The following is a 23,506-nucleotide window of genomic DNA, read 5'->3' as shown; positions in this document are numbered from 1 at the left end:
GCGTCGTTTACGCGCTGCGCTGTCGCATTTCGAGACAGCAGCTCGTGCTACGGACGAGCTGCGAGCTGCCCGCATGCCGCGGCGACGTCCGATCCACCGCTGTATCGCTTGTGCGTGAACACCCCGCGCTGTCGCATGATCTCGCGATATTGGTCCTCGCGTTCGAGCGGCGTGCGCGTGAAGGGATCGTCGTTTTCGTCGATGCGATTGTACGCGAGAATCGACAGGCGCGGGCGCACGCCCGAGCGCTGGGTGAAGTCGAGCACGCGATCGGCCAGGGCGTGGGCGTGCGCTTCGCCGTCGTTCACCCCGTGGAGCAAGGTCATGGCCCACATCGGCGACAGCCCCGTCGTCCTAGCGTGCTCGATGCCGGCGTCGATGACCGAATCCAGCGAGAAGCTGTCGTCGATGGGCATCAAGCTGCGGCGCACCTCGGGGATGGCGCTGCCCAAGGAGAGCCCGAGTCGTACCTTGGGAAGCTCGCGCGCGAGACGGCGAATGCCCGTGGGTAGTCCAGAGGTGCACACGGTGATGGCGCGCGCATCGATGGCTTGTGCGCTGGGGTCGCAGAGCACGCGGATGGCCTCGATGACCCGGTCGAGATTGGCCATGGGCTCGCCCATGCCTTGAAAGACGACACCGTGCACGCGCTCCCCGGGACCGAGGCCGCGGCGCACCCAGCGCACCTGCTCCACGATTTCCCACGTCTCGAGGTTGCGCCGCAGGCCGAGCCTCCCCGTTGCGCAGAAGGTGCACGCGAGGGCGCAGCCGACTTGCGAGCTGACGCACACCGAGTAGCGACCGGGCCGCTCGAGCGGGATGCGCACGGTCTCGAACAACTCGTCCTTGGCGTCGTCGTCGGCCCGGCGAAGGAGCAATTTGCGAAACGGGTCGAGCTGGCTCGACTCCTCGCGGACCAAGGCGAGCGCGGGGACATGGCCGCGCGCGCGCACCGCCTCGAGGCTCACACGGCGAACTTCGGCCAGCGGAACGCCGAGATCGCGGTCGCGGTGGACGGCACTGACGATTTTGCGGGCCTCCGCGAGTGAAATCGCCGCCGATTCGGCGAGCGCGACAGGGGTGAGACCTTGGAGAGCGAGCATCCGTTCCTTACAGGGAGGCCTGTATAGCTCGGGAACGCCTTCTCTTCACGTAGCATGTGCTACGTTTCGCCCGACTTCGACCATGTTCGGAATGAGTTTCGGCGAGCTGGTGGTGTTGATCGTGGTGGCGATCGTCGTCATTGGCCCCAAAGAATTGCCCAAAATGCTGGGGAAGCTGGGACGCTTCGCCGGGAAAATGCGCCGCATGGCTTCGGAGCTTCGCTACCAAAGCGGCATCGACGAGGTGCTCCGAGCCGAGGGCATCCAGGAAAATCTGACGGAGATCCGCAAGCTCGCACGCGGAGAGCTCGACCAGATCACCGAGGCCGCGCGCATGCCCACGGCGAAGCCCTTCGATCCGGATCCGGCGGCGGCGCCCTCCCCTGCGCCCGCCGGCATTCCAGGAACGGAAACGGCGGCCGCCGCGGCCGCGCCCGTGGCGTACGGCGGGGATCCCTACGGCAGCAACGGAGATTTCTCCGGCTTTGCGGCCGCGCGGGATCGCGAATATCCGCGCGAGGGCGCCGACGACTACGGTGCTCTGCCCGATACGGCTTTCATGTATACGCAAGGATTCGAACCGAGCGCACTCGCCAGCGACGCCCTCTACATGACGGGTGATCCGGACGGCATCGTCGTTCCCCCGCCCGCGCTGTCACATCCCGAACCTTCCGAGCCCGCGGAACAATCCGAGCCACCGTCCCCATGAGCGCCGAAACCGAGACCGACGAGTCGTCGCAAGAAGCCCTCCCCGAGGCCGACATCAAGATGACCATCTGGGAGCACCTCGGCGAGCTGCGCGTGCGCGTGTTTCGCGCGGCCGGGGCGCTCTTGCTGTGCACCGTCGGGTGTTGGGCTTTCCGCGAGCGCATCCTCGCGTGGTTGATGCGCCCTTACGAGCAGCAGTGGATTGCGCGCAAGTTCCCGGGACCGCCCGAGCTCATGACCTTGGGCCCGGCCGATGTCTTCGTCGGGTACATGCGCATGTCGCTCGTGGGCGGGGCCATCCTCGCGGCGCCGGTCATCTTCTATCAGCTGTGGTCGTTCATCAGCCCGGGGCTGTACTCGCGCGAAAAGCGCTTCATCGTCCCCTTCGTCGTCTTCTCGACGTTCCTCTTTCTGTCGGGCGTCTTCTTCGCGTACTACGTCGCGTTCCCCTTCACGTTCAGCTACTTCTTCTCGCTCCTCGGCCAGATCAGCGAGGCGGGCACGGTGCTGACGCAGCGGCCGACACTCGAGCTCTATCTCGACTTCGCGACGACGATGCTGCTGGCCTTCGGCTTCGTTTTCGAGCTGCCGCTGTTCATCACCTTCTTGTCCATCGCCGGACTGGTGACGCCGAAGCAACTGGTGAAATTCAGCCGCTGGGCGATCCTGCTCTCGTTCATCGTGGGCGCCATCGTCACGCCGGGGCCCGAGATCTCGAGCCAGCTCGCCGTGAGCCTCGCGCTCATCGTTCTTTACTTCTGCTCCGTCGGCATCTCCTTCTTCGTCGCGCCGAAGCGCAACTTGGATGATGACGATGGCGCGAAGAAGGAAATCTGAAGAAGTAACCGCCAAGACGCCAAGACCTGAAGGATTTGTGAAGAGCGTTACTGGACGCTCGACACATGGAATCTTTCTTGGCGCTCGTGGCGTCTTGGCGGTTTCCCCTCTTCTGCTCGAGGGCCGCGCGCGGTGACTAGCGGAGGTCTTCCGGGATAGGCACGGAGAGGCGGCGGGCGTCGAGCCAGAGGCCCTCGAGATCGTAGAGACCGCGCGTCTCGTCTTGGAAGATGTGGACGACGATGTCGCCGAAGTCCATGAGCACCCAGTTGGCGTGGGGCAGGCCTTCGACCGACAGCGGGCGGCGGTTCTTCTTGCGCAAGGCTTCCTCGATGCCCTGCGAGAGCGCAATGACTTGGCGATCGCTGCGACCCGTCATCAGGACGAGGAAGTCCGCGTAGTCGACCTTGCCGGCGACATCGAGGATCTCCAGGCCCACGGCCTTCTTGTCGAGGGCAGCGGCGGCGATGGCAATGGCGGTCTGGCGCGCCTCATCGCTCGCGACGCTGGACGATTCGGCCGCCCCGGCTCCGCTCGCGTGGCTGCTCTTCGGAGGGCGCAAGGCCTTCTTCGTCTTGGGGCCTGCGGCGGCCTTCGCCCCCGCGGGGACCTTCGCGCCCAGGGCTCGACGAGGCGCCAGGTGCGGCGTCTCGTCGTCGTTGGCCTTCACGCCGGATTTGACGGTCCGCGCGCGGCTTGTAGGCGGAGCTCCGTGGGAGGAGCGGATGCGTGGCTCGCCGGTGCTCGCGCGCTTGGGCGGACCGCTTCGGGTCGATTTGTCTTTCGTGGAGGCCAAAGTCCCTCCGGATTACCTTGTTTGGCCGCTTCCGTTCAAGAGCCACTTCATCGTGGTGAGCGCTTCCAGACCCATCGGTCCGCGCCAGTGCAGCCGGCTGGTGGCAATTCCAATCTCGGCACCCAGGCCGAGTTCCCCACCGTCGTGGAATCGCGTGGAGGCGTTCACGGCGACGCATGCGGCGTCGACTTCACGCCGGAAGCGCTGCGCGTTTGCGTCATTTTTGGTGCAAATGGCCTCGGTGTGGCCCGAGCCAAAGCGCGCGATGTGCTCGAAAGCCCCTTCCAGGCCGGAAACGACCCGCACCGCGAGCACGCGATCGAGGAACTCGGTGCCCCAGTCTTCATCGGTCGCCGCGCGTGCCTGCGGGACCAGCGCCCGCGTGCGTTCGTCACCGCGGAGCTCGCAGCCACCGGCCAGAAGCGCCGCCGCAACCTTGGGAAGGATGCGCGCGGCGTCCGCCTCGTCGACCAGGAGGCACTCGAGCGCATTGCACACGCCGGGGCGGGAGAGCTTCCCGTTCACCACGAGCTTCTCGGCCATCTCGAGATCGCAGCCCGCGTCCAAGTAGAGGTGGCACACGCCTTTGTAGTGCTGCACCACCGGCACGCGCGCATGCTCCGTCACGAAGCGGATGAGCGCCTCGCCACCGCGCGGAATCACCAAGTCCACGGTCTCGCTCTGCTGAACGAGCACGCGCACGGCGTCGCGATCGGTGAAGGGAATCACTTGCACGGCATCGCGCGGGAGCCCCGTCGTTTCCAGCGCGTCGGCAATCACGGCGGCGAGCGCGCGGTTCGAGTGGAGCGCCTCCGAGCCGCCGCGCAGCACGATGGCATTGCCCGACTTGAGGCAGAGCGTGCTCGCCTCCACGGTAACGTTGGGGCGCGCCTCGTAGATCATCGCCACCACGCCGAGCGGAACGCGAACGCGCGAAAGCTCGATGCCATTCGGCAAGGTGCGCTGTTCGATGATGCCTCCGACCGGATCGGGAAGCTCGGCCACCTCCTCGACGGAGACGGCCATGGCCTCGAGCCGCTTGTCGTCGAGTGCGAGCCGATCGAGCAAAGCCCCGCGCGTTCCACGCTGGCGGGCGTTCTCGAGATCCAAGGCGTTCTGCTCGAGGATTTCCGGCTTGCGCGCGCGCAGGCCTGCCGCGATGGCCCTCAGCGCCGCGTCTTTGATGGCGCGCTCACGGGGGCCCAGGCTTCGCGCAGCACGACGCGCGGCGGAGCAACGGGAAGCAATTTCAGAGGCGAGGGTGGCATCCTCGATGCCGGCGGTCCGAGCAGTCACCCGCACAGGTTAACCCGGGCGTTACCGGCCGTCGAGGTATCGCGCCAGGCTCTGAAGCATGGGCCCCATCTTGGGACTCTCGGGAACGACCCGCGGCGGTGTACCGAGCGAACGCAGCGTTTCCGCGCAGGTCGGCCCCACGGCCACGACCACCGAGGATTCGTTGAGGGCCTTCACCAAGGCCTCACGCTGACCGATTTCGTCGGCCATCGCAAAGAGGTGGCGCGCCTGCACCTGCGTGGTGAATGCCACCGCGCCGACCTGGCCGGCGATGATCTCGCCCACCAACGCGGCGAGCGGCGCCGTGTCCTCGGGCAGCTCCCATGCGTACAGCAAAAGCTCCACCACCACGGGGCTCTTCGTTTTGACGGTGTCGACCAGCACGTCGCTGCGCTCGCCGTGGTGCACCACCAGCGCCGCCTCCAGGGGCAGCGGCTCCGTGGCATCGAGCGACTCGATGGCGTCGAGCAGCTCGCGCGTCGTGTGCGGCGAGGCCGCGCGCACCGACACCGGCATGCCGAATTGCTTCAACGCGGCCACCGGCTTGGGCCCGCGGCACACGTTGATGGCGCGCCGGAGAATGGTTTCCAAATCGGCCTTTCGACCGAGTTTTTCCGCCATTTCGAAGAGCGCCTCGACCCCGACGCCCGTCGCAAAAATCGCCACCGGCCGCGACACCGAGCCAAAGCGATCGAGCGCCGCCGCCACCTCGTCGAGCGGCTCGCGCGGGGTTTCGCGCATGGCGGGCACGGAGTGCGGCACGCCACCGTTACGCCGAACGAGATCGGCCAGTTCGCTGCTGCGTCGCGCCTCGAGAAGCGCTACGCGAAGTCCTTTCAGGGCTGTCGTATCCCCCATGTCAGAGATGAAGTAGCACATCGCCGGCGCTGTTGACCTCTACCTCGTAGGTCCTCAGCGCTTCGCACGTGCCATTTTTCGGACACCCGGTGTGCAGGTCGAACGTGTAGGCGTGCAGCGGGCAGATGACCTGGTGCGCCCCCACGATGCCGTCGGCAAGCGGCCCCTGCTTGTGCGGGCAGCGCGCCTGCGTGGCGAACAGGCCGCCCGTCCGCGTTCGGAAGACGGCCACCTCGTGCTCGCCCGCTCGGTACGCCCGCCCTTCCCCGAGGGCGATGCGATCCACTGGCCCGAGATTCCACGTCGTCATGACTACCTCTCTCCCACGGCACGCGCCGTTCGAAGCTGCACGAGCTGGCCTTGCGGCTCGAGGGACTCGGAGAATTGGGTCTCGTGCGGGGTCTCCTTCCACGGGTCCACGTACGCGTCGACCGAGGCCTGCATCGCCGCATCGAGCCGCTCAGCGATGCCCTCCGCGTCGTCCACCACCACCGCGCGCACCTTGTCGATGCCCACGCGCTCGATGAAGTCGTACGTGCGCTCGAGGTACTTCCCGTTCTCGCGGTAGTACTGCATGAAGCGCCCCGTGTAGAGCAGCACCTCTTCCTGCGAGCCCACGGTGCAGAGGATGTCGCCCTTGCGCACCCGCGAGCCGGCCGCGCCCCCGACGTAGATCTCCCAGAGCCCTCCCTCGATGGCCACCGCGCCGATGTCCTTGGTGGTGGCCTCCGAGCAATTGCGCGGGCAGCCGGCGGTCGCGAGCTTCATCTTGTGCGGTGACTCGATGCCTTGGAAGCGCTCCTCGATTTTGATGCCGAGCTCCGTGCTATGCCCCACGCCATAGCGGCAAAACTCGCTGCCCACGCACGTCTTGCAGGTACGAAACGCCTTCGAGTACGCGTGCCCCGACGGCATGCCGAGGTCGCGCCACACGTTGGGGAGGTCTTCCTTTTTGATGCCCAGGAGGTCGATGCGCTGGCCGCCGGTGATCTTCACCATTTTGGCGTCGTACTTGTCGGCAGCATCGGCGATGGCACGAAGCTGGTCGGCGGTCGTGACGCCTCCGTAAATGCGCGGAATGACGCTGAAGGTGGCATCGCGCTGGATGTTCGCGTGCACGCGGTCGTTGATGAAGCGCGCGTCGCGTTCGTCGACGTAGTCCTTGCCCCAGAGCGTCTTCAGAAGCGACGCCAGCCCGGGCTTGCTCCCCGGATCTTCCTTGCCATCGGCGAGCTCGCGAAAGACCGCGGAGACGCTCTTCAATCCGCGCGCGCGGATCTCCTCCACCAGGTCCGGCTTGGGCAGGGGCACGCCGGGCACGTAGTAGTGCACCGAGGGGTCCTCCACCTTGGAATCGCCCGCCCCGAACTCGAGCAGGGTTTCCACCTGCTTCTTGCAGGTGCCGCAGCCCATGCCCGCGCGCGTGGTGTCGCAGAGCACCTTGAGCGAGCGGCAGCCCTTTTTGACGGCGTCGAGGATGTCGCCCTTCGAGACGCCGTTGCAATTGCAAATCTGTGTATCGTCGGGCAGATCCTCGATGCGCGTCGTGTTGGCCGCGCCCGCGTCCAGCTGGAAGAGCAGCTCGGCGCGATTGTCGGGCACCTCGACACCGCGATCGAAGGCCTGCACCAGGCCCGGGGCAGCCGCCGGATCGCCCAGCAGAATGGCGCCGACGATGCGCCCGTCGCGAACGATGACCTTCTTGTACACGCCGCGCTTGGCCTCGGCGTAGGTGACCTCTTCGTCGTCGGGGCCCGAGCTTTCGCGATCGCCCATGACGGCGAGGTCGACGCCCATCACCTTCAGCTTCGTCGCGATTTTGGAGCCGTGGTACGTGGCCTGAGGCCTGCGCGCGGAGAGGCGCTCGGCGAGCACGCGCGCCTGATCCCAGAGCGGCGCGACCAAGCCGTAGGTCTTTCCGTCGTGCTCGGAGCATTCGCCGATGGCGAACACGTTCGGGTCGTCGGGCGTTGCGAGATCGTCGCCCACCACGATGCCGCGCGCCACGGTGAGGCCGGCCTCCTTGGCCAATTGCGTGTTCGGGCGAATGCCGGCGGAGATGACCACCATGTCGCAATCGAGGGTGCCGCCATCTTTGAAGCGCAATCCCGTGACGCTTCCGTTGCCCGTGATCTCACAGGTCGCCTTCTCCAAGTGAACCTGAAGGCCCATGCGCACCAAGGTGCTTCGCAAGATGGAACCGGCCATCCGATCGAGCTGCACCTCCATGAGGTGGTTCATCAAGTGAACCACGTGGACTTTCATCCCGCGCTCCATCAAGCCGCGCGCCGCCTCGAGTCCGAGCAGGCCGCCGCCGATGACCGCCGCCGTCTTGCGACCCTCGGTGTACTTGATGATCGAGTCGCAGTCGTCGAGGGTGCGAAACACGAAGACGCCGTTCTTCTCGATACCGTCCATACGGGGCACGAAGGCCGAGCTGCCCATCGCGAACACCAGGTCGTCGTACGATTCGACCACGCCATTGTCGCCGTGCACGAGGCGCGCCGCGCGATCCACGGAGGCCACGCGCACACCGGCGTGAAGCTTCACGTGGTTGTCTTCGTACCAGCGCAGAGGATTGATGAAGATGTCCTTCGGGTCGTGCGCGCCCGCGAGCACGTTGGAGAGCAAAATACGATTGTAATTGCCGTACGGCTCATCGCCGAACATGACAATTTCGAACCGCTCGCCGCCCCCGCGAAGAAGGATCTCCTCGACCAAGCGGGCGCCGGCCATGCCATTCCCAATGACAACGAGTTTCCTTTTCATGTCTTCGTCTCCATGATTCGCACTGCGCAGACTTTGAACTCAGGCATGCGGCTCGTCGGATCGAGCGCATCCTGGGTAAGGTTGTTGGCCGAGGCAGCTCCGCCCCAGTGAAACGGAACGAAGACCGTGTCTTCGCGGATGTGGGGCGTCACCTTGACGATGAAGCGCGCACGCCCGCGCCGTGTGGCCAAGGTGACGGCATCGCCATCGGAGAGACCATGGCGGCGGGCCTGCAGCGGGTGCATTTCCGCCTGCGGCTCGGGACTAACCTTCGCCAGCGCGGGCACGCGCCGCGTTTGCGTGCCCGATTGGTACTGCGCCAGCACGCGCCCGGTGGTGAGGTAGAGCGGGTACGACTCGTTGGGCTCTTCGGCGGGGTGCACGTCATGAACGACGTGAAAGCGCGCGCGCCCGCTGGGCGTCGGAAATCGCTCTTGGAAGAGCCGCTCACCGCCCCAGTGCACGCCGTCGCGGGCATCGAGCTCGGGATAGCTGAGGGACGAGTAGTCCGCCGGCCCGCCCGCGCTCGCGCGGCACAACTCGGCGAAGACTCGTTCGGGGTCGCTCGAGGGGAAAAGCTCGCCCTTGCCCAGACCTGCGGCCAGCGTGCACAGAATGTCCAAGTCGGTGCGCACGCCCGGCGGCGGATCGAAAACGCGACGCCGCAGGATGACGCGGCCCTCGACGTTCGTCGTGGTACCGGATTCCTCCGCCCACTGCGCCGCGGGGAAGACCACGTCGGCGATGTCCGCTGTCTCGGAGCGGAAAAAGTCGGAGACGGCGAGAAACTTCAGCTCGCGCAAGCGCGCTTCGACCCGCCGCGCATTGGGCGCGGAGACCACGGGGTTCGAGCCCATCACGAACAGCGCGTGAATGCCCTCGGGCTCGCCAATCGCGTCGAGCATCTCGTACGCGGATTTGCCCGCGCCGGGGATCGACTCCGGATCGACGCCCCACACGGCGGCCACGTGCGCGCGGGCAGCCGGGTCGTCGATGCGGCGGTAGCCGGGCAGCTGGTCGGCCTTCTGGCCGTGCTCCCTCCCACCTTGTCCATTGCCTTGGCCGGTGAGACAGCCGTAGCCGGCATTGCGCTTGCCGACCATGCCCATGGCCAGGGCCAAATTGATGTACGAAAGCGCGTTCTCCACGCCATGCGACTGCTGCTCGGGCCCGCGCCCGGTCAGCACCATCACGGTCTCGGCCTGGGCCATAATCTGCGCGGCCCGCACGAGATCGGCCTGGGGCACCCCCGCGAGGGACTCCACGCGCTCGGGCCAATAGCTGGCGACCACCGCGCGCACGGCCTCGTAGCCCTCCGTCCGTTCGCGGATGTATTTCGCATCGACGGCACCGGCGCGCACGAGCAGGTGCAAGAGGCCATTGGCCACCGCCGCATCGCTTCCGGGCGCGAGGCGCAGATGCAGATCCGCGGTGAGCGCGGTGGACGAGCGGCGCGGGTCGACGACGATGAGCTTTCCACCGCGCGCCCGCTGCGCCTCGAAGTACTGCGTGAGCGGCGGCATGGTCTCCGCCAGGTTGCTGCCCACGAGGAGAATCGCGTCCGCCTGAGCGATGTCGGCGAGAGGAAACGGCAGCCCGCGGTCTACGCCCAGCGCCTTGTTCGAGGCTGCCGCCGCCGACGACATGCAAAAGCGGCCGTTGTAATCGATCATGCGCGTGCCGAGCGCCACGCGCGCGAACTTGCCCAGGTAGTACGCCTTCTCGTTGGTGAGCGAGCCGCTACCGAACACGCCGACGGCATCGGCGCCGCCACGCTCACGCGCTTCGCGAAAGCCCTCGACGGTGCGCGCGATGGCTTCGTCCCAACTTGCCGGCTCGAGGAAGCCGCGCACGTTGCGCACCAGCGGTGTGGTGAGCCTCTCGGAGTGCGCGAGGGTCACGCCCGACGACCAACCCTTGATGCACAACGTGCCTCGGTTGGTCGGAAAATCGGGATCGCCCTCGATGCGCGGCGCCTCGGGAGTACCCGAAATGCGCATTCCGCATTGCAGCGCGCAATAGGGACAGTGCGTCTTCACCCCGATCATTCATTAATTGAGATACGACATTGTTTGTTTCGCGGCCGTTTCATTTGCAACGCGACGTGTTATTTAAAATAGACGCACCGCGTAGCCGAGAAACACGCGCAAAACATTGTCGAAACATTGCACCTGCATGTTTCTCCAAGTTGGGAGAATAGTCATGACGACGAGCTTCGAAGCGACCCAAGAGCTCGTGGTGCCTGCGCGCGGTTCTCGCTGGATCGAAGAATGGAATCCCGAGGACGAAACATTCTGGCAACGGACCGGGGAGCGCATTGCACGACGAAATCTGATTTGGTCCATCCTGGCGGAGAACATTGGATTCTCCGTTTGGCTGATGTGGAGCGTGGTGGCCACACGCCTCCCCAAAGTGGGATTCGCGTACACGACTGATCAGCTGTTTCTCTTGGTGGCGCTTCCAGGGCTCGTGGGCGCGATGATGCGCTTTCCTTATACGTTCGCCGTCCCCAAGTTTGGTGGGCGCAACTGGACCATCGTCAGCGCGCTGCTGCTCTTCGTTCCCACGACGTTGCTGGTGACGCTCGTCAAGCAGCCCGCCACGCCATTTTGGATGATGGCGCTCGCCGCCTCGACCGCGGGCCTCGGCGGAGGGAACTTCGCCTCGAGCATGGCCAACATCTCCTTCTTCTATCCGGACAAGAAGAAGGGGTTCGCGCTCGGCTTGAACGCCGCGGGCGGCAACGTCGGCGTGAGCAGCGTTCAATTGCTCACGCCCATCGCCATTGGCATCGGCGGCGGCATTCACCTGGCCAACGCGGGCTTCATGTGGATGCCGCTGATCGCCTTGGCGACGTTCGGGGCTGTCGCCTTCATGAACAACCTGCGGGTCGCCAAATCGCCCTTCCGCGATCAGGTCGCCATCGCAAAGCGGAAGCACACGTGGGTCATGGCGTGGCTTTACATCGGCACCTTCGGGTCGTTCGTCGGATATTCGGCGGCGTTCCCGCTGCTCCTCAAAACGCAATTCCCGGACGTCTCGACGAACCTGGCCTTCGTCGGCCCCTTGGTCGGCTCCGTCGCCCGCCCGCTCGGCGGTCTGATCGCCGACAAGGTCGGCGGCGCCCGGGTCACCTTCTGGAACTTCATCGCGATGGGCCTCGCCACCGTGGGCGTCGTCTACTTTGTCGCGACGGGCAATCTCCCCGGGTTCCTCATGACCTTCCTCGTCTTGTTCATCACCACGGGCTTCGGCAACGGCTCCACCTTCCGCATGATCCCGGTCATCTTCCGCGCCGAAGCATTGCAGGCCGACCCCGAGCACCCCGATCTCGCGATGCTCCGCGCCCGCCGCGACAGCGCCGCCGTGCTCGGCTTCACCTCCGCCATCGGCGCGCTGGGCGGCTACTTCATCCCGCAAGCCTTCGGCGCCTCCATCCGAGCCACCCACGGCCCCGGCACGGCCCTCGCGTTCTTCGGCCTCTTCTACTGCACCTGCATCGCCGCCACCTGGTGGTACTACCGCCGCCCCGGCAGTTTAGGCGCGGCCAACGTGTGAGGCATCGAACGCACCTCACCAACAGAAGAAGGAAACCGCCAGGACGCCAGGGTTGCCACCGGAACCTGCAATAAACCCAAAATCAGGGTTGAGTGTTGGTTCCCCTGGCGATCCTGGCGCCTCTCTTTTGGCGCCCTGGCGGTTTTCTCTTCTTTAGAGTCGATCGCGCAGCCCGCGCACGAGGTCCGCGGAAACGGGGGCGGACCAGGAGCCGCCCGGCCGTGCCGCGCTTCCGAAGTGAAATGCGGTGACGCCGCCCGCGAGAAGGGGCGCCAGGTGCTCTACGCGGAGGCCGCCGCCGGCGAGGATCTCGGGGCCATCGCAGGCGCGCTCGCGCCTCGATTCGGAGATGAGTACGTCCAGTGAAACTTCGGGGCCGCCCGAGGTGAGCACGGTGTCGAGGCCTGGGAGGTTGCCGATGGCGTCGTAGACGGCGTCGCGGTTGGTGGCGTGGTCGATGGCTTTGTGGAATGTCCAGGGGCAGCCATCGAGGTGGGAAACCACCGCACGGACGGCGTCGAGGTCGACGTGGCCGTGGTCGTCCAGCCAACCGAGGACGAATTGGTCTGCCCCGGCCCGACGAAGAGCCTCCGCCGAGGCCACCAGCGCATCGACACCGGCGGGGCCGCCGGAGGAAAAGCCGCCTTGAAGTCGGATCATCACGCGGACGGGCACGGAGACGGCGTCTCGCACAGCGCGGAAGGTTTCCACCGAGGGGTTTAGCCCGGCGACCTCCATCCCGCTGACGAGCTCGAGGCGATCGGCACCGCCGAGAACCGCCTGGCGCGCATCGACGGCATCGATGGAAATGATTTCGAGCAGAGGCCGAGACAAATCGCGCGCCATGCGTGCGATATTTCATCGCACGATGGCGGCGTCAATTCCGAAAGCGTGGCTCGAAGCCCTCTCCCGTGAGCGAAGTGCATCCTGGTTCACCGAACTGTGCACCTTCGTCGAGGGGGAACGCGCGCGCGGGCCCGTGTATCCGCCCGAGGTCGACGTGTTCGCGGCGCTCGAACACACGCCGCTCGACGACGTGAAGGTCATTCTCGTCGGGCAGGATCCGTATCATGGCCCCGGGCAAGCCGAAGGCCTCGCGTTCAGCGTCCGCCAAGGCATCCGGCCGCCGCCATCCTTGGTCAACATGTTCAAGGAGCTCGCCGCCGACATCGGGTGCCCGGCGCCAACCAGCGGCTCGCTCGTGCCCTGGGCGAAACAAGGCGTGCTCCTCCTCAATACGGTGCTCACCGTGCGCGAGGGCGAAGCCAACTCGCACAAAGGCAAAGGCTGGGAAAAGCTCACCGATGCCATCATCCGCACGGCCAGCGAACGATGCGCGCCCTCGGTGTTCGTTCTCTGGGGTGCGCACGCAAAGAAGAAAAAGTCGCTGGTCGATGCTTCACGCCATCGCGTGCTCGAAGGTGTTCACCCTTCGCCGCTCTCCGCGCACACGGGCTTCTTCGGCAGCCGCCCGTATTCGAAGATCAACGACTTGCTCACGCAAATGGGCCGCCCGCCCGTCGAGTGGACGCTTCCGTAGGCTCAAAAGCCGATCGCCACGTTCGCGCCCACGAGCGCGTACGGCTTCACGTCGGACACCTCGCGATCGGCCGGGCCGGGAAGCACGCCGGTGATGCCGCCGCCGAGGCGCACGTCGGTGTCCTCGAGGCCGAGCGAGTACTCGAGCCCGAAGCGCGCGATGCCGATGCCGACGTTGCCGCTTCCTTCCGGCTTGTTGACGCGTGCCACACCGAAGCCCACGCCGAACACCGGATGGACCTGCCCCCGCTTGTTCAAGTCGAGCGTGAGCTCTCCTGTGTACTGACCGATCCCTGTGTCATCGCTCTGCCGTTCGCCGCGCAGCCACGCGGCGGCAAGACGAGCGCCCACCGTACCTCGTCCGAAGTCCGCCCCCACGCCGAGCCCCATGCCGAGACCGCGACCGGTCGTCATTGCCGCGGGTCCGAGTTGAAGGCGAAACGGTGAACGGTAGACATCGCGTTCCACCGACGCGGGGGGCTCGCTTTCACCGTGAGCATCGACCGAGTACGCATACGTCGCAATCGGTGGGTCCGGGGGTCGCGCAAAGCGTCCGTGTGTGTAGCCGTGTCCTGGTGGCCCGACCGACACCGTCGCTTCGTCCGCGCGGGCTTGGCGCGTGGTGGTGCAGGCCAACAAAGATCCGACTACCGCGAGAAAGAAAAACGACCGCGACGCCATCATAGTAATCGAACAACGCGTGCAACCGACGCGTCTTACACAGGTCCGAAGACCGAGGCACGATTTCCTCAGCTCCCAGAAACGAGCGGGTACGCTATGCTGACCAAGCTTAAGATGGAGTGGGTACGGAAAACTTCCGTCCTTCTCGCCCTGGCCATCGCCAGCACCCCTGCCCCGGCGTTCGCGCAACGCAAACGGCCTTCCTCCCCGTCGTCGACGGCAGGAAAACCGGCGCCGACGGGAAGTGCTAGCGGCAGCTCGGGCGCGAACGGGACGACGAGCACACCGCCAGCCGGGTCGACCGCCACAGCCTCCGGAAGCAACGGCACCGGCGGGCCCGAGCCGGAAACGGCCGCCAAAGCGCAGCAGCACTTCAAGCGTGCGCGAGAACTGTATCAGCAGGGCAGCTATACCGAGGCCATCGGTGAGCTCGAGGCCGCCCACAAGCTGGACCCGACGGCGAAGGACCTCGTCTACAACCTGATCTTGGTCAACGAGAAGCTGGGGCGCATCGATGCCGCGCTCGAGCACATGCAGACCTATATGAAGATGGACCTGGACGCGACCGAACGCTCGCGTGCCGAGACCACCCAACGCCGCCTCGAGGGCGCGAAGGCCGAGCTCGAACGAACACGACCGAAGCCGCCGCCGCCCAAGACGGAGTACATCGTCAAAGAGAAGAAGGTGAAGATCGAGTACGGCCGCATCGATGCGCTGACCGTCTCGACCGCCGTGGTTGCGCTCGCCGGCATCGGCGTGGGCACCTACTTTGGCATCAAGGCGATGAACGATCGCCCCAGCGACAGCTTCACGACGGGCCGCGATGGCACCTACGACGACCTGACACGAAAGGCAGATGACGCGCACAAGAGCGCGCAAATCGCCGACATCGGATTCGCCGTGGGCGCGGTCGGCGCGGTGGCCACGCTCGTCCTTTACTTCGCACGTACGAAGCATCCAAAGGGCAGCGAGGTCACCGTCCAAGGAGGCAGCGCCTTTTGGCGCGTGACGTTCTGAATGGCCTTTCGTCGCTTCTTGGTTTCGGCCCTGGTCGTCTTGCTCGGTATGGTGCTTCTCCTCGCCTCTGGTGGCTGCGAGGCCATCATCACGGCCGACCCGCCCGGCGGCTGGAGCTGCGATGGCAACTTCGATGGCGGCATATGCCCGCAAGGGCAGCGCTGTTTCAATTCGAAGTGCATCCCGTGCATCAACGGCAACTGCACCGTCAGCGAGTGTGAGACGACGGACAAGGATGGCGACGGCTACTTCCTCTGCGGGCACCCCAACGACACCGGCACCGCGCTGATCGAGGCGGACTGCGACGACACCGATCCGGATCGGCATCCGAATGCCCCGCTGCAATGCAACGGGAAGGACAACAACTGCGACGGCATCGTCGACGATCCGTGCCCGCGCGGCGAGACCTGCGCCCCGGAGAAGAAGGCTTGCCAGCCCGGCGGCTGCACCCCAGGCAGCTGCTCTCCGCCCCAGGTATGCGATCTGGGCACGCGCATCTGCGTCGTGAAAGAGTCGGCGAAGCTCGGCGACAAGTGCCGGGCTACGGCCGAATGCACGACGGGTACGTTCTGCGCGGACGCCAACCAGCTCGGCAGCGCCGTGGTCCAGGCCGATGGCATCTGCTCGAAGCCATGTTGCTGGAGCAGCGACTGCCCGACGGACTTCGTGTGCTTGGCCGCCGGCACCGGCGGCAACTACTGCGTGCGCGGCGGCGCCATCGCGCGCCCCAGCTTGGGGACGACCAGCGGCGGCGACATCTGCCAGCAGAATGCGCAGTGCCGCTCGGGGATCTGCTCCGACGGTCGCTGCCAGGACACGTGCTGCAGGTCCGACCAATGCGCCAGCGGCACCAAATGCCGCGCGATGGCCGTGCGCGGGGCCACGACGAGCCAGACGAACTGGGCCCTCGCCTGCGGCGTTCCCGTGGACAACGCCGCCGTCGAGGGGGGCCGATGCGAGGCCAGCGCCGGTTGTGGCTTGCTCGGGCTCGGGAGCTGCCCGCCGTGCGGCGAAGGCGTCTGCGACACGAACCCGGCCTGCCGGAAACCGTGCCGCAACTCGAACGATTGCGGCGCCAATGCGATCTGCGACAACGTCACACCGCGACAGCAGAGCCAGGTGAGCGCGGCTTGCGTGGCGGTCGACAAGAAAGGCGGCATCCAGACCGGCGACGGCTGCGTCGTCGATGGCGACTGCGTCGGCGGGCACTGCTTCCTCGACAGCACCGGCAAGAAATACTGCTCGGACATTTGCGGCACCGATGCCGATTGTCCGAAGAACATGGCATGCAGGCCGTACGACAGCGGAAATAGCCGCTACTATCTGCGCTGCATCCGGCCGGCCATCGCCTCCGCCGTTTCCACCCCCGTTACACCCATCTCTCCATGACCTACCGAGCCCAATTTCGCTGCTTCTCTGGTTGCCCTGGTACCCACGCCCTCACCGAAGCGATCTACCGCTGCCCCACGTGCGATGGCCTTCTCGAGGTGCACCATGATATCGAGGCCCTGCGCGATCGCAGCCCGCGTCAGTGGAAAGAGCTGTTCGATCTGCGCTACCGCGGGCACGAGTTCCCGTATGGCTCGGGCGTCTGGGGCAAGCGCGAATGGATCGCGCCGCAGGTGCCGGACGATCTCATCGTCTCCACCTACGAGGGCGCGACGAACCTCTTTCACGCGCGCCGGCTCGGCGCGGAAATCGGCGTTCCCGAGCTGTACGTGAAGCAGTGCGGAAACGCGCACACGGGCTCGTTCAAGGACCTCGGCATGACGGTCCTCGTGAGCGTGCTCCGTTGGGCGCTGGCCACGGGTGCGCACAACACGCGGGTCATTGCATGCGCAAGCACCGGTGATACCTCGGCGTCGCTGGCGGCGTACGGAGCCATCGCGGGTCTCCCGGTGGTCGTGCTCTTGCCGCGCGGCCTCGTCTCACCGGCGCAGCTCGTGCAACCGCTCGCGCACGGCGCCACGGTGCTGGCACTGGAGACGGACTTCGACGGCTGCATGGCCGTCATCCGCGAGCTCGCCAAGCGCGGGCTGATCTACCTGGCCAACTCGATGAATCCGCTCCGCATCGAGGGGCAGAAGACCGTGGGCGTCGAGCTCACGCAGCAGCTCGAGTGGGAGGTGCCCGATTGGGTCGTGCTCCCCAGCGGCAATCTCGGGAACGCCGCCGCGCTCTACGCGGGCTTCCGCATGATGGTCGACCTCGGGCTGACCAACAAACTGCCGCGCCTCTGCGTGGCGCAGGCCGAGAATGCCAATCCGATGTACCGCGCCTTCGTGGCCGGCCAGGAAAAGGTCGAACCCATCGCGGCCAAGAAGAGCCACGCGAGCGCGATTCAAATCGGCAACCCGGTGAGCGCACCGCGCGCCATGGCGGCCTTGAAGGCGATGAACGGTGTCGTCGAGCAAGCCAGCGAGGACGAATTGGCCGACGCCTGCGCCCGCGCCGATCGCACGGGGCTCTACACGGATCCGCACACGGGCGTGGCCCTCGCGTGCACCTTCAAGCTACGCGAGCGCGGCCTCATTGGTTCGAACGACCGCGTCGTGGTGGTCTCCACGGCGAATGGCCTCAAGTTCACCGAGTTCAAACTCGGCTACCACGAGAAGACGCTGGCCGACGTGAGCCCGCGGCGGGCCAACCTGCCCATCACGTTGCCCGCCGACGTGGAGCGCATCGCCACCACGCTGCAAGAGCTCTCGGCCAAAGCCGCGACGTGAAGCAGCGCACATAACGAAGCGCACGCGGTTCGAACGCGTGCGCTTCGTTTTTCGATCGGACGCGGGCGAATCAGCTCGCGTCGGCGTCGGTCCCGGCGTCGCCGGCATCGGTGCCGGAGTCCGTTCCCGAGTCGGTGCCGGAATCCGTCCCCGTGTCGGTCCCGGTGTCGGCGGGCACGAAGTTGTCCGGTAGCCCGGTGTCCTGCGCGCCGCTATCTTCCACGGGGATCTTCGTTCGATCGAAGTCCACCGCGATTTCGCAGCCCGCAACGATCATCGCGGCAACGAAGGGCACGAGCAAGGCAAAGCGTTTCAGCATCATCTTGTTCATCGTGGTCGTCCTCGAGCGCGGGCAGATCAGAAGCGAATCAGCGCGCCAGCGCCGCCGCCGTGGGGGGTGACAATCGGCGTCGGCCGAATGGTGACGGGCGGCGCCTTCGGGGCGGCCACCAACTTACGCGGAGCAGCTTTTGCGGCGGGCTTCGCCGCCGGCTCCTCGGCGCTGAAGAAGAGAACCGCGCTGGTGATGCCCAGCGTGATCGCGACGCCGATGGCCATGTCCGCGATGAGCGCGTGATTCTCGCCGTCGTCGGCCTTGGAGGCCGTCGGGTTCTTGTCGAAGTCGCTCTTGTCGCTCAGCGCCATGATGCCGAAGACCGTACCGACGCCGGCCGCGGCAAGCGCGACACCGCCCGTGACGAACGCGGGGACCTTGCTGCGCGGCGCGGGCGCCGGAGTTTCCGGCGGCGGGGGCGGCGGGGCCTCGGCCACCGGGGCTGGAGGCGGCGGCGGAGGAGGGGGAACCGCCTCGAGCTCCACCTTCACATCCTGCTTCGAGCCATACGCAACCTCGATGTCCTGATCCTTGGCGAGGTAGCCATCGGCCGCGACATGGAGGGCGTGCTTGCCAGGCGGAAGGTCGAGATCGGCCGGGGTCGGCGAAGCGGCCGGCTTGCCATCGACCGTGAGCTGGGCACTCGCCGGCAGCGACTCCACGTGAACCTTTCCGGGGAGCGCTTTGATCTCGGCCACGCGCGCGGTCGCCGCCTCCCCGTCCTTCTTCATGTTCGCAGGCACCTCGGCGAGGAACCGCTCGTAGGCGGCGACCGCCTCCGGGTACTGGCCGAGTTTGTCCTGCGACAGGGCGATGTAGCGCGCATTCTGCGGCGACGCCTTGATCGCATCGGACGCCTGGAACGCTGCGAGCGCCGTGGCGTAATCGCCTTCTTTGAACTTGGCCTCGCCGGTTTGATACTGCTTCTTTGCCTCGGCCAAATTGGGTTTGGCGGCGGCGGCCCCACCTGGAGCCGTCGCTCCGGCGGCGCCACCTGGAGCGGGCTTCGTGGCGGCGGGCTTCGCTTGTGCAGGCGCGCCGCCGGGAGGCTGCTGCGCGTACGCTGCACTTTGAATCAGGCAGATTGCGCCCGCTAAAACGCCAACGCGCGCACCAACGCCCATCCATCGGCGGTACCGCGCGGTTCCATCCATGTTCGCGCCATCAGGTCTCATTGGTTTTCACTCTCCGCAAGTTTCGCCGCAACTTACACAAGCTCGACGGCGAGCCATAGAGCGATTTACGAACTTCGCTGATCAAAGTCAGCTTTTCGAATCAAACGAACGTGCAGGCCGAAGGGTCGAACGAAACATCGATGCGATCCTCATCGGCCGAATCGAGCATCGCGCGGGCCTCGCCGGGATTGTATTGCCGCCGTGGTTCGACTGTACCGAAAAGTTCTAGATTCGGACAAGTTCGCGACCGTCGCGTCAGTGTTGAACGAGTTCCACGAGGACGCCGCCCATGGCCTTTGGATGGATGAACGCGACCTTGTGACCTCGGGCGCCGATGCGGGGGGTCTCATCGATGAGAGCGACCCCTTTCTCTTTGAGCTCCGCCAGTGCCTGCACGATGTCCTCGACCTCGAACGCGACGTGATGGAGTCCGGCCCCTCGTTTGGTCAGAAATTTCTCCAGGCCATCGTTACCTTGCGGACTGATGAGCTCCACGCTGGCGTCGCCCCCTCCATCTGGGAAGCGTAAAAAGCACACGTCCGTCTTCTGGGACGCGACCAGCTCCCGGTCGACCGCCACGAGCCCCAACGCCGAGAGGTAGTTCTCGGCCGCTTGGTCGATGTCTGCGACACAAACGCCCACGTGGTCGATCTTCTTGAAGGTAAAGGCCATGGCGGACGGCAGCCTACCTCGTCTATCGTGACGCGCAGCCCTTATTTATACGAGGAGGCTACAATGATCGTTTCGCTTGTTCGGTCGCGCTGGACGAAAGCATCTGCCATGTTCCTCATGCTTGCCTGCGCCGAGGGGTGTGGCCCGAGCCTCGCCCAACCTTTCGACAAGATGGAGCAGGCGCCGATAACCGCATTCCGCCTCCAGAACTTCGAGCCCCCCGCGGCCGCCACGCCGAACGCGCCCACCGGATTCCAACTGCCGCCGCAAATTCAATCGTGGGTGAGCGCGGGTGCCGCGCTATTGCCGCCGGGCCTCCTGCCGCCCGGTCTCTTGCCGGGAGGCGCCGCCGCCCCGCCCCCGCAGCAGAACGTTCCTCGCTTCCACGACTTCCGCATTCTCGGATCGATGAACATTGGAACGAAGAGCCTGCACGAAGAGGTGCTCAGCATCTTCGGCACCGAAAAGAACTTCGATACGCCGCGGGAAAATTGCATGTACGCCGAATTTGGCGTCTCGATTGGTCAAATCAATCAGCCGCCTGCGGATATCCTGGTGTCGCTCTCGTGCAATCAGGTACGCACATTCGGCTTCGCGTGGCCCTTCGGCGCCAAGGTCGGCCTTACGCCGGACGCGTCCAAGCGCATCGTCGAAGTCATGAAGAAGTCCTTCGGCGGCTAAAGATCGAAGCGAAGAAAGGCGCACTGTCTTGAGCGAGCGTCCCCTCGTTGCGTACGAGCCGAATGCCCTACTTGGCTGGCTCTATCATCGGTTCTTCGACCACATCGAGGTCGACGAGGCATGGGCCGCTGCGGTCCGCGAGGCCGATCGGCGCGGCACGGTGGTCTACGTGCTGCGCAATCTGTCCTTTTTGGACTTCCTCGCGCTCGACCATCTCATCAAGCGCCTTCACCTGCCCCAGGTTCGCTTCGCCAACGATCTCGGCCTCTGGGTGCTCGAGCCCATGGGCCGCGGCTGGCTGAGCGCCCTCGGCCGCCGCAAAGACGAGGAAGACGCGCGCGATCTGCGCCGCGTGATCCGCGACGGCTCGTCGGCCGCGCTCTTTCTCAAGCGACCGCCCTCGCTGGTGGCACGCGCCTCCACGCGAAGCAGCGGGCGCGGTCAAATCGAAGGTGACGCATACATGCGCACCTTGTTCGAGATGCAGCGGGAAACGGAGCGGCCCATTTTGCTGGTGCCGCAGGTCTTCGTCTGGTCCAAGCAGCCCGACGCCGCGCAGCACAACATGGTCGACGCCGTGCTGGGCCCGCGTGAGTGGCCCGGCAAAGTGCGAACGTTGGCGCAGTTCCTCTCGAACTACAAGAACGTCACCCTGCGCGCGGGCGAGCCCGTGGACGTGAAGGCGTTCCTCGCCAACGAGGCGGCCGCGCAGAATGGCCATGGCCCCGTTTCGGACGACGTCTTGGTCCGGCGCATGACGTACACCCTGCTGCGAAGGCTCGAGCGCGAGCGCCGCTCGGTCATCGGCCCGACGAAGAAGCCACCGGATCGCATGCGCGAAGAGGTGGTGCGCAGCCCCAAGCTGAAAAAGGTCATCTACGACATGGCCGGCCCGGGCGAGGCGGAGCGGCAGGTGCTCACCCTGCGCGCGATGTCCATGCTGCGCGAGATGGAGGCCGATCTGGACATGGGCACCATCGCGGCACTCGACGTCACCGTCGAGCAGCTTTTGCCGCGCATGTTCGGCGCCCTGGAGGTCGATCAGCCGGGCATCGAGCGGCTGCGCAAGGCCATGCGCGAGGGCACGGTGGTTTTGCTACCGAGCCACAAATCGCATATCGACTACATCGTATTGGCGTACGTTCTGTATACGCATCATTTGCAATTACCGATCATCGCGGCGGGAGAGAATCTCAACTTCTTCCCCGTGGGTCCCATCCTGCGGCGCGCGGGTGCGTTCTTCATCCGGCGCAATTTCAAGGGGGATCGGCTCTACAGCGCGGTGGTCGACGCGTACATCCGCCGGTTGATCATCGACGGCTTTTCGCTCGAGTTTTTCATGGAGGGCGGCCGCTCGCGCACGGGCAAGCTGCTCCCGCCGAAAGTGGGATTGCTCTCGCTGGCCGTGGATGCGGCGCTGGGTGTGCGACCGCGGCAGATCTTCTTCTGCCCCATCTCGATTGGCTACGAGCGTGTGCCCGAGGAAAAGTCGTACGTGCACGAGCTCTCCGGCGGCGAAAAGCAAAAAGAGGACATGCGCGGCTTCCTCGGGGCCTTCAGCGTGCTCCTGCAGCGCTACGGGCGCATCAGCGTGCAATTCGGCGAGCCGCTGTCCTTGGAAACGGTGCTGCGCGAAGACGAAGAGCACCATCGCGCCAAGAACGGCGATGCGGCGCCCTCCTCGACGGGAACGCTCAGCCCCGCACGACGGAGGGCCGTGGTCACGCGCGTCGCCTACCGCGTGATGAACGAGATCAACCGCGTGACCGCGGTGACCGCCGGCGCCTTGGTCGCCGCGGCGCTCCTCACGCACGACAAGCGCGGCATGCCCCAGGCCGAGTTGATCGAGAGCTGCCGCCGCCTGGCGCGCATCCTCCACTGCTTCGGCGCGCGCTTTTCGGCGAACCTCACGCCACCGCACATCGTTCCGAGCCGGCGCGGCAACGGCAATGGGCAGGTGGCCATCTCGGAGGAGGCCATCCGCGAGGCGTGCGCACTGTTCGTGCGCGCGGGGCACGTGACCGTGCGCCTGCCCGGTCGCGAGGTACACCCCGACGAACAACTCGGGCTCGCGCGGCATGGGACCGACACGATTTTCGTGGTGCCCGACGAAGCGCGGCTCTCGCTCGATCTGGCGAAGAACATCTTGGTGCACTTCTTCGTCTCGCGCGCGATGGTGGCCACGGCCCTGCTGGGTGGCCCGCCGAGCCGCGAAGGGCTCAAGCAGCGCGTGCTCTCGCTCTCGCGCTTGTTCAAGTACGAGTTCCAGTTCCGAGCCGACGCCTCGTTCGACCAGATTTTCGACGAGACCTTGGCCGAGATGATCACCGACGGCGAGCTGGCCAGCGAGGGCATGTTCGTGCGCTTCGGCAGCGACGAAGGACGAAGGCGCGTGATGCTCTACAAGAGCATGTTGCGAAACTTCGTCGAAGGCTACCGGGTGGCTGCCCGGGGACTTGCGGCGCTGCTCAAAGGTCCGCTCGCGCCGAAGGACCTCACCAAGCGTGCCATCGCCGTGGGCGAGCGGCTCTACCTCGCCGGCGAAATCGAACGACGCGAGGCCATCAGCGCGCCGCTCATGGAAAACGCCTTCTCGTCCTTCGTCGACCAGGGTTACCTCACCCGACTCGACGGTAAGTTGAAGCTCGCCGAATCGTACGCCACGGCCGACGCGGTCCGCACCGTCGAGGCACGCATCGCCGGCTTCCTCGAGTCGGCGTGACATTTTTCTCTCCCCCCTCCCGATCCCGCTCCCG

21 protein-coding genes are annotated in these 23,506 nt (G+C 65.9%); 9 read left to right on the top strand and 12 right to left on the bottom strand.

Annotated elements, in window-relative coordinates; all coding sequences use genetic code 11:
• Positions 1-47: 47 nt before the first annotated feature.
• Positions 48-1,103: a radical SAM protein gene (locus tag LZC95_10960; GenBank protein ID WXA97355.1), complete on the bottom strand. Its 1,056-nt coding sequence runs from the start codon at positions 1,101-1,103 to the stop codon at positions 48-50.
• A gap of 82 nt (positions 1,104-1,185) precedes the next feature.
• On the opposite strand from LZC95_10960, the gene tatB reads away from it, so the two are divergent.
• Both tatB and tatC read left to right on the top strand, forming a co-directional pair.
• Positions 1,186-1,812 (top strand): Sec-independent protein translocase protein TatB, encoded by a 627-nt coding sequence (tatB, locus tag LZC95_10955; protein WXA97354.1) that lies wholly within the window; start codon positions 1,186-1,188, stop codon positions 1,810-1,812.
• Positions 1,809-2,648 (top strand): twin-arginine translocase subunit TatC, encoded by an 840-nt coding sequence (gene tatC / locus LZC95_10950; protein WXA97353.1) that lies wholly within the window; start codon positions 1,809-1,811, stop codon positions 2,646-2,648. The genes tatB and tatC overlap by 4 nt, the downstream gene beginning before the upstream one ends.
• A 136-nt stretch (positions 2,649-2,784) precedes the next feature.
• Here tatC and rsfS read toward each other — a convergent pair whose 3' ends face one another.
• Genes rsfS through LZC95_10920 form a run of 6 tightly spaced genes read right to left on the bottom strand, consistent with a single transcriptional unit; the run spans position 2,785 to position 10,406 of the window.
• Entirely contained in the window at positions 2,785-3,444 is a 660-nt protein-coding gene (gene rsfS, locus LZC95_10945) for a ribosome silencing factor (GenBank protein ID WXA97352.1), read from the bottom strand.
• Between the two features lie 12 nt (positions 3,445-3,456).
• Positions 3,457-4,740, bottom strand: coding sequence for a glutamate-5-semialdehyde dehydrogenase (locus LZC95_10940; GenBank protein ID WXA97351.1), 1,284 nt, complete (start codon positions 4,738-4,740; stop codon positions 3,457-3,459).
• Between the two features lie 21 nt (positions 4,741-4,761).
• On the bottom strand, positions 4,762-5,598 hold the full coding sequence (locus tag LZC95_10935) for a uroporphyrinogen-III synthase (GenBank protein ID WXA97350.1): 837 nt from the start codon (positions 5,596-5,598) through the stop codon (positions 4,762-4,764).
• A gap of 1 nt (position 5,599) precedes the next feature.
• Positions 5,600-5,908, bottom strand: coding sequence for a nitrite reductase (NAD(P)H) small subunit (locus LZC95_10930; protein ID WXA97349.1), 309 nt, complete (start codon positions 5,906-5,908; stop codon positions 5,600-5,602).
• A gap of 2 nt (positions 5,909-5,910) precedes the next feature.
• The gene (gene nirB, locus LZC95_10925) at positions 5,911-8,367 is read right to left on the bottom strand and encodes a nitrite reductase large subunit NirB (GenBank protein ID WXA97348.1); all 2,457 of its coding nucleotides are present in this window, start codon (positions 8,365-8,367) and stop codon (positions 5,911-5,913) included.
• Positions 8,364-10,406, bottom strand: a complete 2,043-nt coding sequence (locus LZC95_10920; GenBank protein ID WXA97347.1) for a molybdopterin oxidoreductase family protein — start codon at positions 10,404-10,406, stop codon at positions 8,364-8,366. The genes nirB and LZC95_10920 overlap by 4 nt, the downstream gene beginning before the upstream one ends.
• 163 nt (positions 10,407-10,569) lie before the next feature.
• Between LZC95_10920 and LZC95_10915 the strand changes: the two genes are divergently transcribed.
• On the top strand, positions 10,570-11,925 hold the full coding sequence (locus tag LZC95_10915) for an MFS transporter (protein ID WXA97346.1): 1,356 nt from the start codon (positions 10,570-10,572) through the stop codon (positions 11,923-11,925).
• A gap of 153 nt (positions 11,926-12,078) precedes the next feature.
• On the opposite strand, the gene LZC95_10910 is transcribed toward LZC95_10915, so the two are convergent.
• Complete coding sequence (locus LZC95_10910) at positions 12,079-12,771, bottom strand: copper homeostasis protein CutC (protein ID WXA97345.1); 693 nt, start codon at positions 12,769-12,771, stop codon at positions 12,079-12,081.
• Positions 12,772-12,793: 22 nt separating this feature from the next.
• On the opposite strand from LZC95_10910, the gene ung reads away from it, so the two are divergent.
• Positions 12,794-13,465, top strand: a complete 672-nt coding sequence (gene ung, locus LZC95_10905; protein WXA97344.1) for a uracil-DNA glycosylase — start codon at positions 12,794-12,796, stop codon at positions 13,463-13,465.
• A 2-nt stretch (positions 13,466-13,467) separates the two neighbouring features.
• Here the strand turns inward: ung and LZC95_10900 are convergent, their stop codons facing one another.
• A complete protein-coding gene (locus tag LZC95_10900) occupies positions 13,468-13,878 on the bottom strand; it encodes a hypothetical protein (GenBank protein WXA97343.1) in 411 nt (136 codons plus the stop codon).
• A gap of 363 nt (positions 13,879-14,241) precedes the next feature.
• On the opposite strand from LZC95_10900, the gene LZC95_10895 reads away from it, so the two are divergent.
• From LZC95_10895 to thrC, 3 genes are read left to right on the top strand one after another with little or no spacing between them, the layout of a single operon-like run.
• Positions 14,242-15,162, top strand: a complete 921-nt coding sequence (locus LZC95_10895) for a tetratricopeptide repeat protein (protein WXA97342.1) — start codon at positions 14,242-14,244, stop codon at positions 15,160-15,162.
• Positions 15,163-16,551 carry a putative metal-binding motif-containing protein gene (locus LZC95_10890; GenBank protein ID WXA97341.1) on the top strand — a complete coding sequence of 463 codons (1,389 nt, stop codon included), beginning with the start codon at positions 15,163-15,165 and terminating at the stop codon, positions 16,549-16,551. It abuts the gene before it with no gap.
• On the top strand, positions 16,548-17,888 hold the full coding sequence (thrC, locus tag LZC95_10885; GenBank protein ID WXA97340.1) for a threonine synthase: 1,341 nt from the start codon (positions 16,548-16,550) through the stop codon (positions 17,886-17,888). Before LZC95_10890 ends, thrC begins: the two co-directional genes overlap by 4 nt.
• 70 nt (positions 17,889-17,958) lie before the next feature.
• Here the strand turns inward: thrC and LZC95_10880 are convergent, their stop codons facing one another.
• The 3 genes from LZC95_10880 to mce form a co-directional block, all read right to left on the bottom strand.
• Entirely contained in the window at positions 17,959-18,219 is a 261-nt protein-coding gene (locus LZC95_10880) for a hypothetical protein (protein WXA97339.1), read from the bottom strand.
• A gap of 26 nt (positions 18,220-18,245) precedes the next feature.
• Positions 18,246-19,397 (bottom strand): PEGA domain-containing protein, encoded by a 1,152-nt coding sequence (locus LZC95_10875; protein ID WXA97338.1) that lies wholly within the window; start codon positions 19,395-19,397, stop codon positions 18,246-18,248.
• A 255-nt stretch (positions 19,398-19,652) separates the two neighbouring features.
• Positions 19,653-20,069, bottom strand: coding sequence for a methylmalonyl-CoA epimerase (gene mce, locus LZC95_10870; protein WXA97337.1), 417 nt, complete (start codon positions 20,067-20,069; stop codon positions 19,653-19,655).
• A 108-nt stretch (positions 20,070-20,177) separates the two neighbouring features.
• Here mce and LZC95_10865 point away from each other — a divergent pair, with 108 nt between their 5' ends.
• Both LZC95_10865 and LZC95_10860 read left to right on the top strand, forming a co-directional pair.
• Positions 20,178-20,750 carry a hypothetical protein gene (locus tag LZC95_10865; protein WXA97336.1) on the top strand — a complete coding sequence of 191 codons (573 nt, stop codon included), beginning with the start codon at positions 20,178-20,180 and terminating at the stop codon, positions 20,748-20,750.
• 28 nt (positions 20,751-20,778) lie between these two features.
• Positions 20,779-23,472 (top strand): 1-acyl-sn-glycerol-3-phosphate acyltransferase, encoded by a 2,694-nt coding sequence (locus tag LZC95_10860; GenBank protein WXA97335.1) that lies wholly within the window; start codon positions 20,779-20,781, stop codon positions 23,470-23,472.
• Positions 23,473-23,506 lie beyond the last annotated feature (34 nt).

The sequence above is a fragment of the Sorangiineae bacterium MSr12523 genome (assembly GCA_037157775.1).
In the GTDB taxonomy this organism is placed as follows: domain Bacteria; phylum Myxococcota_A; class Polyangia; order Polyangiales; family Polyangiaceae; genus Pendulispora; species Pendulispora brunnea.
Note: the sequence above shows the minus strand (reverse complement) of the source record. Positions and strands in the feature narration are given on the sequence as shown.

Coding starts and splice junctions, on each gene's coding strand:
- LZC95_10960 (WXA97355.1), bottom strand. CDS start 1,103: ATGCTCGCTCTCCAAGGTCTCACCCCTGTCGCGCTCGCCGAATCGGCG.
- tatB (WXA97354.1), top strand. CDS start 1,186: ATGTTCGGAATGAGTTTCGGCGAGCTGGTGGTGTTGATCGTGGTGGCG.
- tatC (WXA97353.1), top strand. CDS start 1,809: ATGAGCGCCGAAACCGAGACCGACGAGTCGTCGCAAGAAGCCCTCCCC.
- LZC95_10935 (WXA97350.1), bottom strand. CDS start 5,598: ATGGGGGATACGACAGCCCTGAAAGGACTTCGCGTAGCGCTTCTCGAG.
- LZC95_10930 (WXA97349.1), bottom strand. CDS start 5,908: ATGACGACGTGGAATCTCGGGCCAGTGGATCGCATCGCCCTCGGGGAA.
- nirB (WXA97348.1), bottom strand. CDS start 8,367: ATGAAAAGGAAACTCGTTGTCATTGGGAATGGCATGGCCGGCGCCCGC.
- LZC95_10915 (WXA97346.1), top strand. CDS start 10,570: ATGACGACGAGCTTCGAAGCGACCCAAGAGCTCGTGGTGCCTGCGCGC.
- LZC95_10910 (WXA97345.1), bottom strand. CDS start 12,771: ATGGCGCGCGATTTGTCTCGGCCTCTGCTCGAAATCATTTCCATCGAT.
- ung (WXA97344.1), top strand. CDS start 12,794: ATGGCGGCGTCAATTCCGAAAGCGTGGCTCGAAGCCCTCTCCCGTGAG.
- LZC95_10900 (WXA97343.1), bottom strand. CDS start 13,878: ATGACGACCGGTCGCGGTCTCGGCATGGGGCTCGGCGTGGGGGCGGAC.
- LZC95_10895 (WXA97342.1), top strand. CDS start 14,242: ATGCTGACCAAGCTTAAGATGGAGTGGGTACGGAAAACTTCCGTCCTT.
- LZC95_10890 (WXA97341.1), top strand. CDS start 15,163: ATGGCCTTTCGTCGCTTCTTGGTTTCGGCCCTGGTCGTCTTGCTCGGT.
- thrC (WXA97340.1), top strand. CDS start 16,548: ATGACCTACCGAGCCCAATTTCGCTGCTTCTCTGGTTGCCCTGGTACC.
- LZC95_10880 (WXA97339.1), bottom strand. CDS start 18,219: ATGAACAAGATGATGCTGAAACGCTTTGCCTTGCTCGTGCCCTTCGTT.
- LZC95_10875 (WXA97338.1), bottom strand. CDS start 19,397: ATGAGACCTGATGGCGCGAACATGGATGGAACCGCGCGGTACCGCCGA.
- mce (WXA97337.1), bottom strand. CDS start 20,069: ATGGCCTTTACCTTCAAGAAGATCGACCACGTGGGCGTTTGTGTCGCA.
- LZC95_10865 (WXA97336.1), top strand. CDS start 20,178: ATGTTCCTCATGCTTGCCTGCGCCGAGGGGTGTGGCCCGAGCCTCGCC.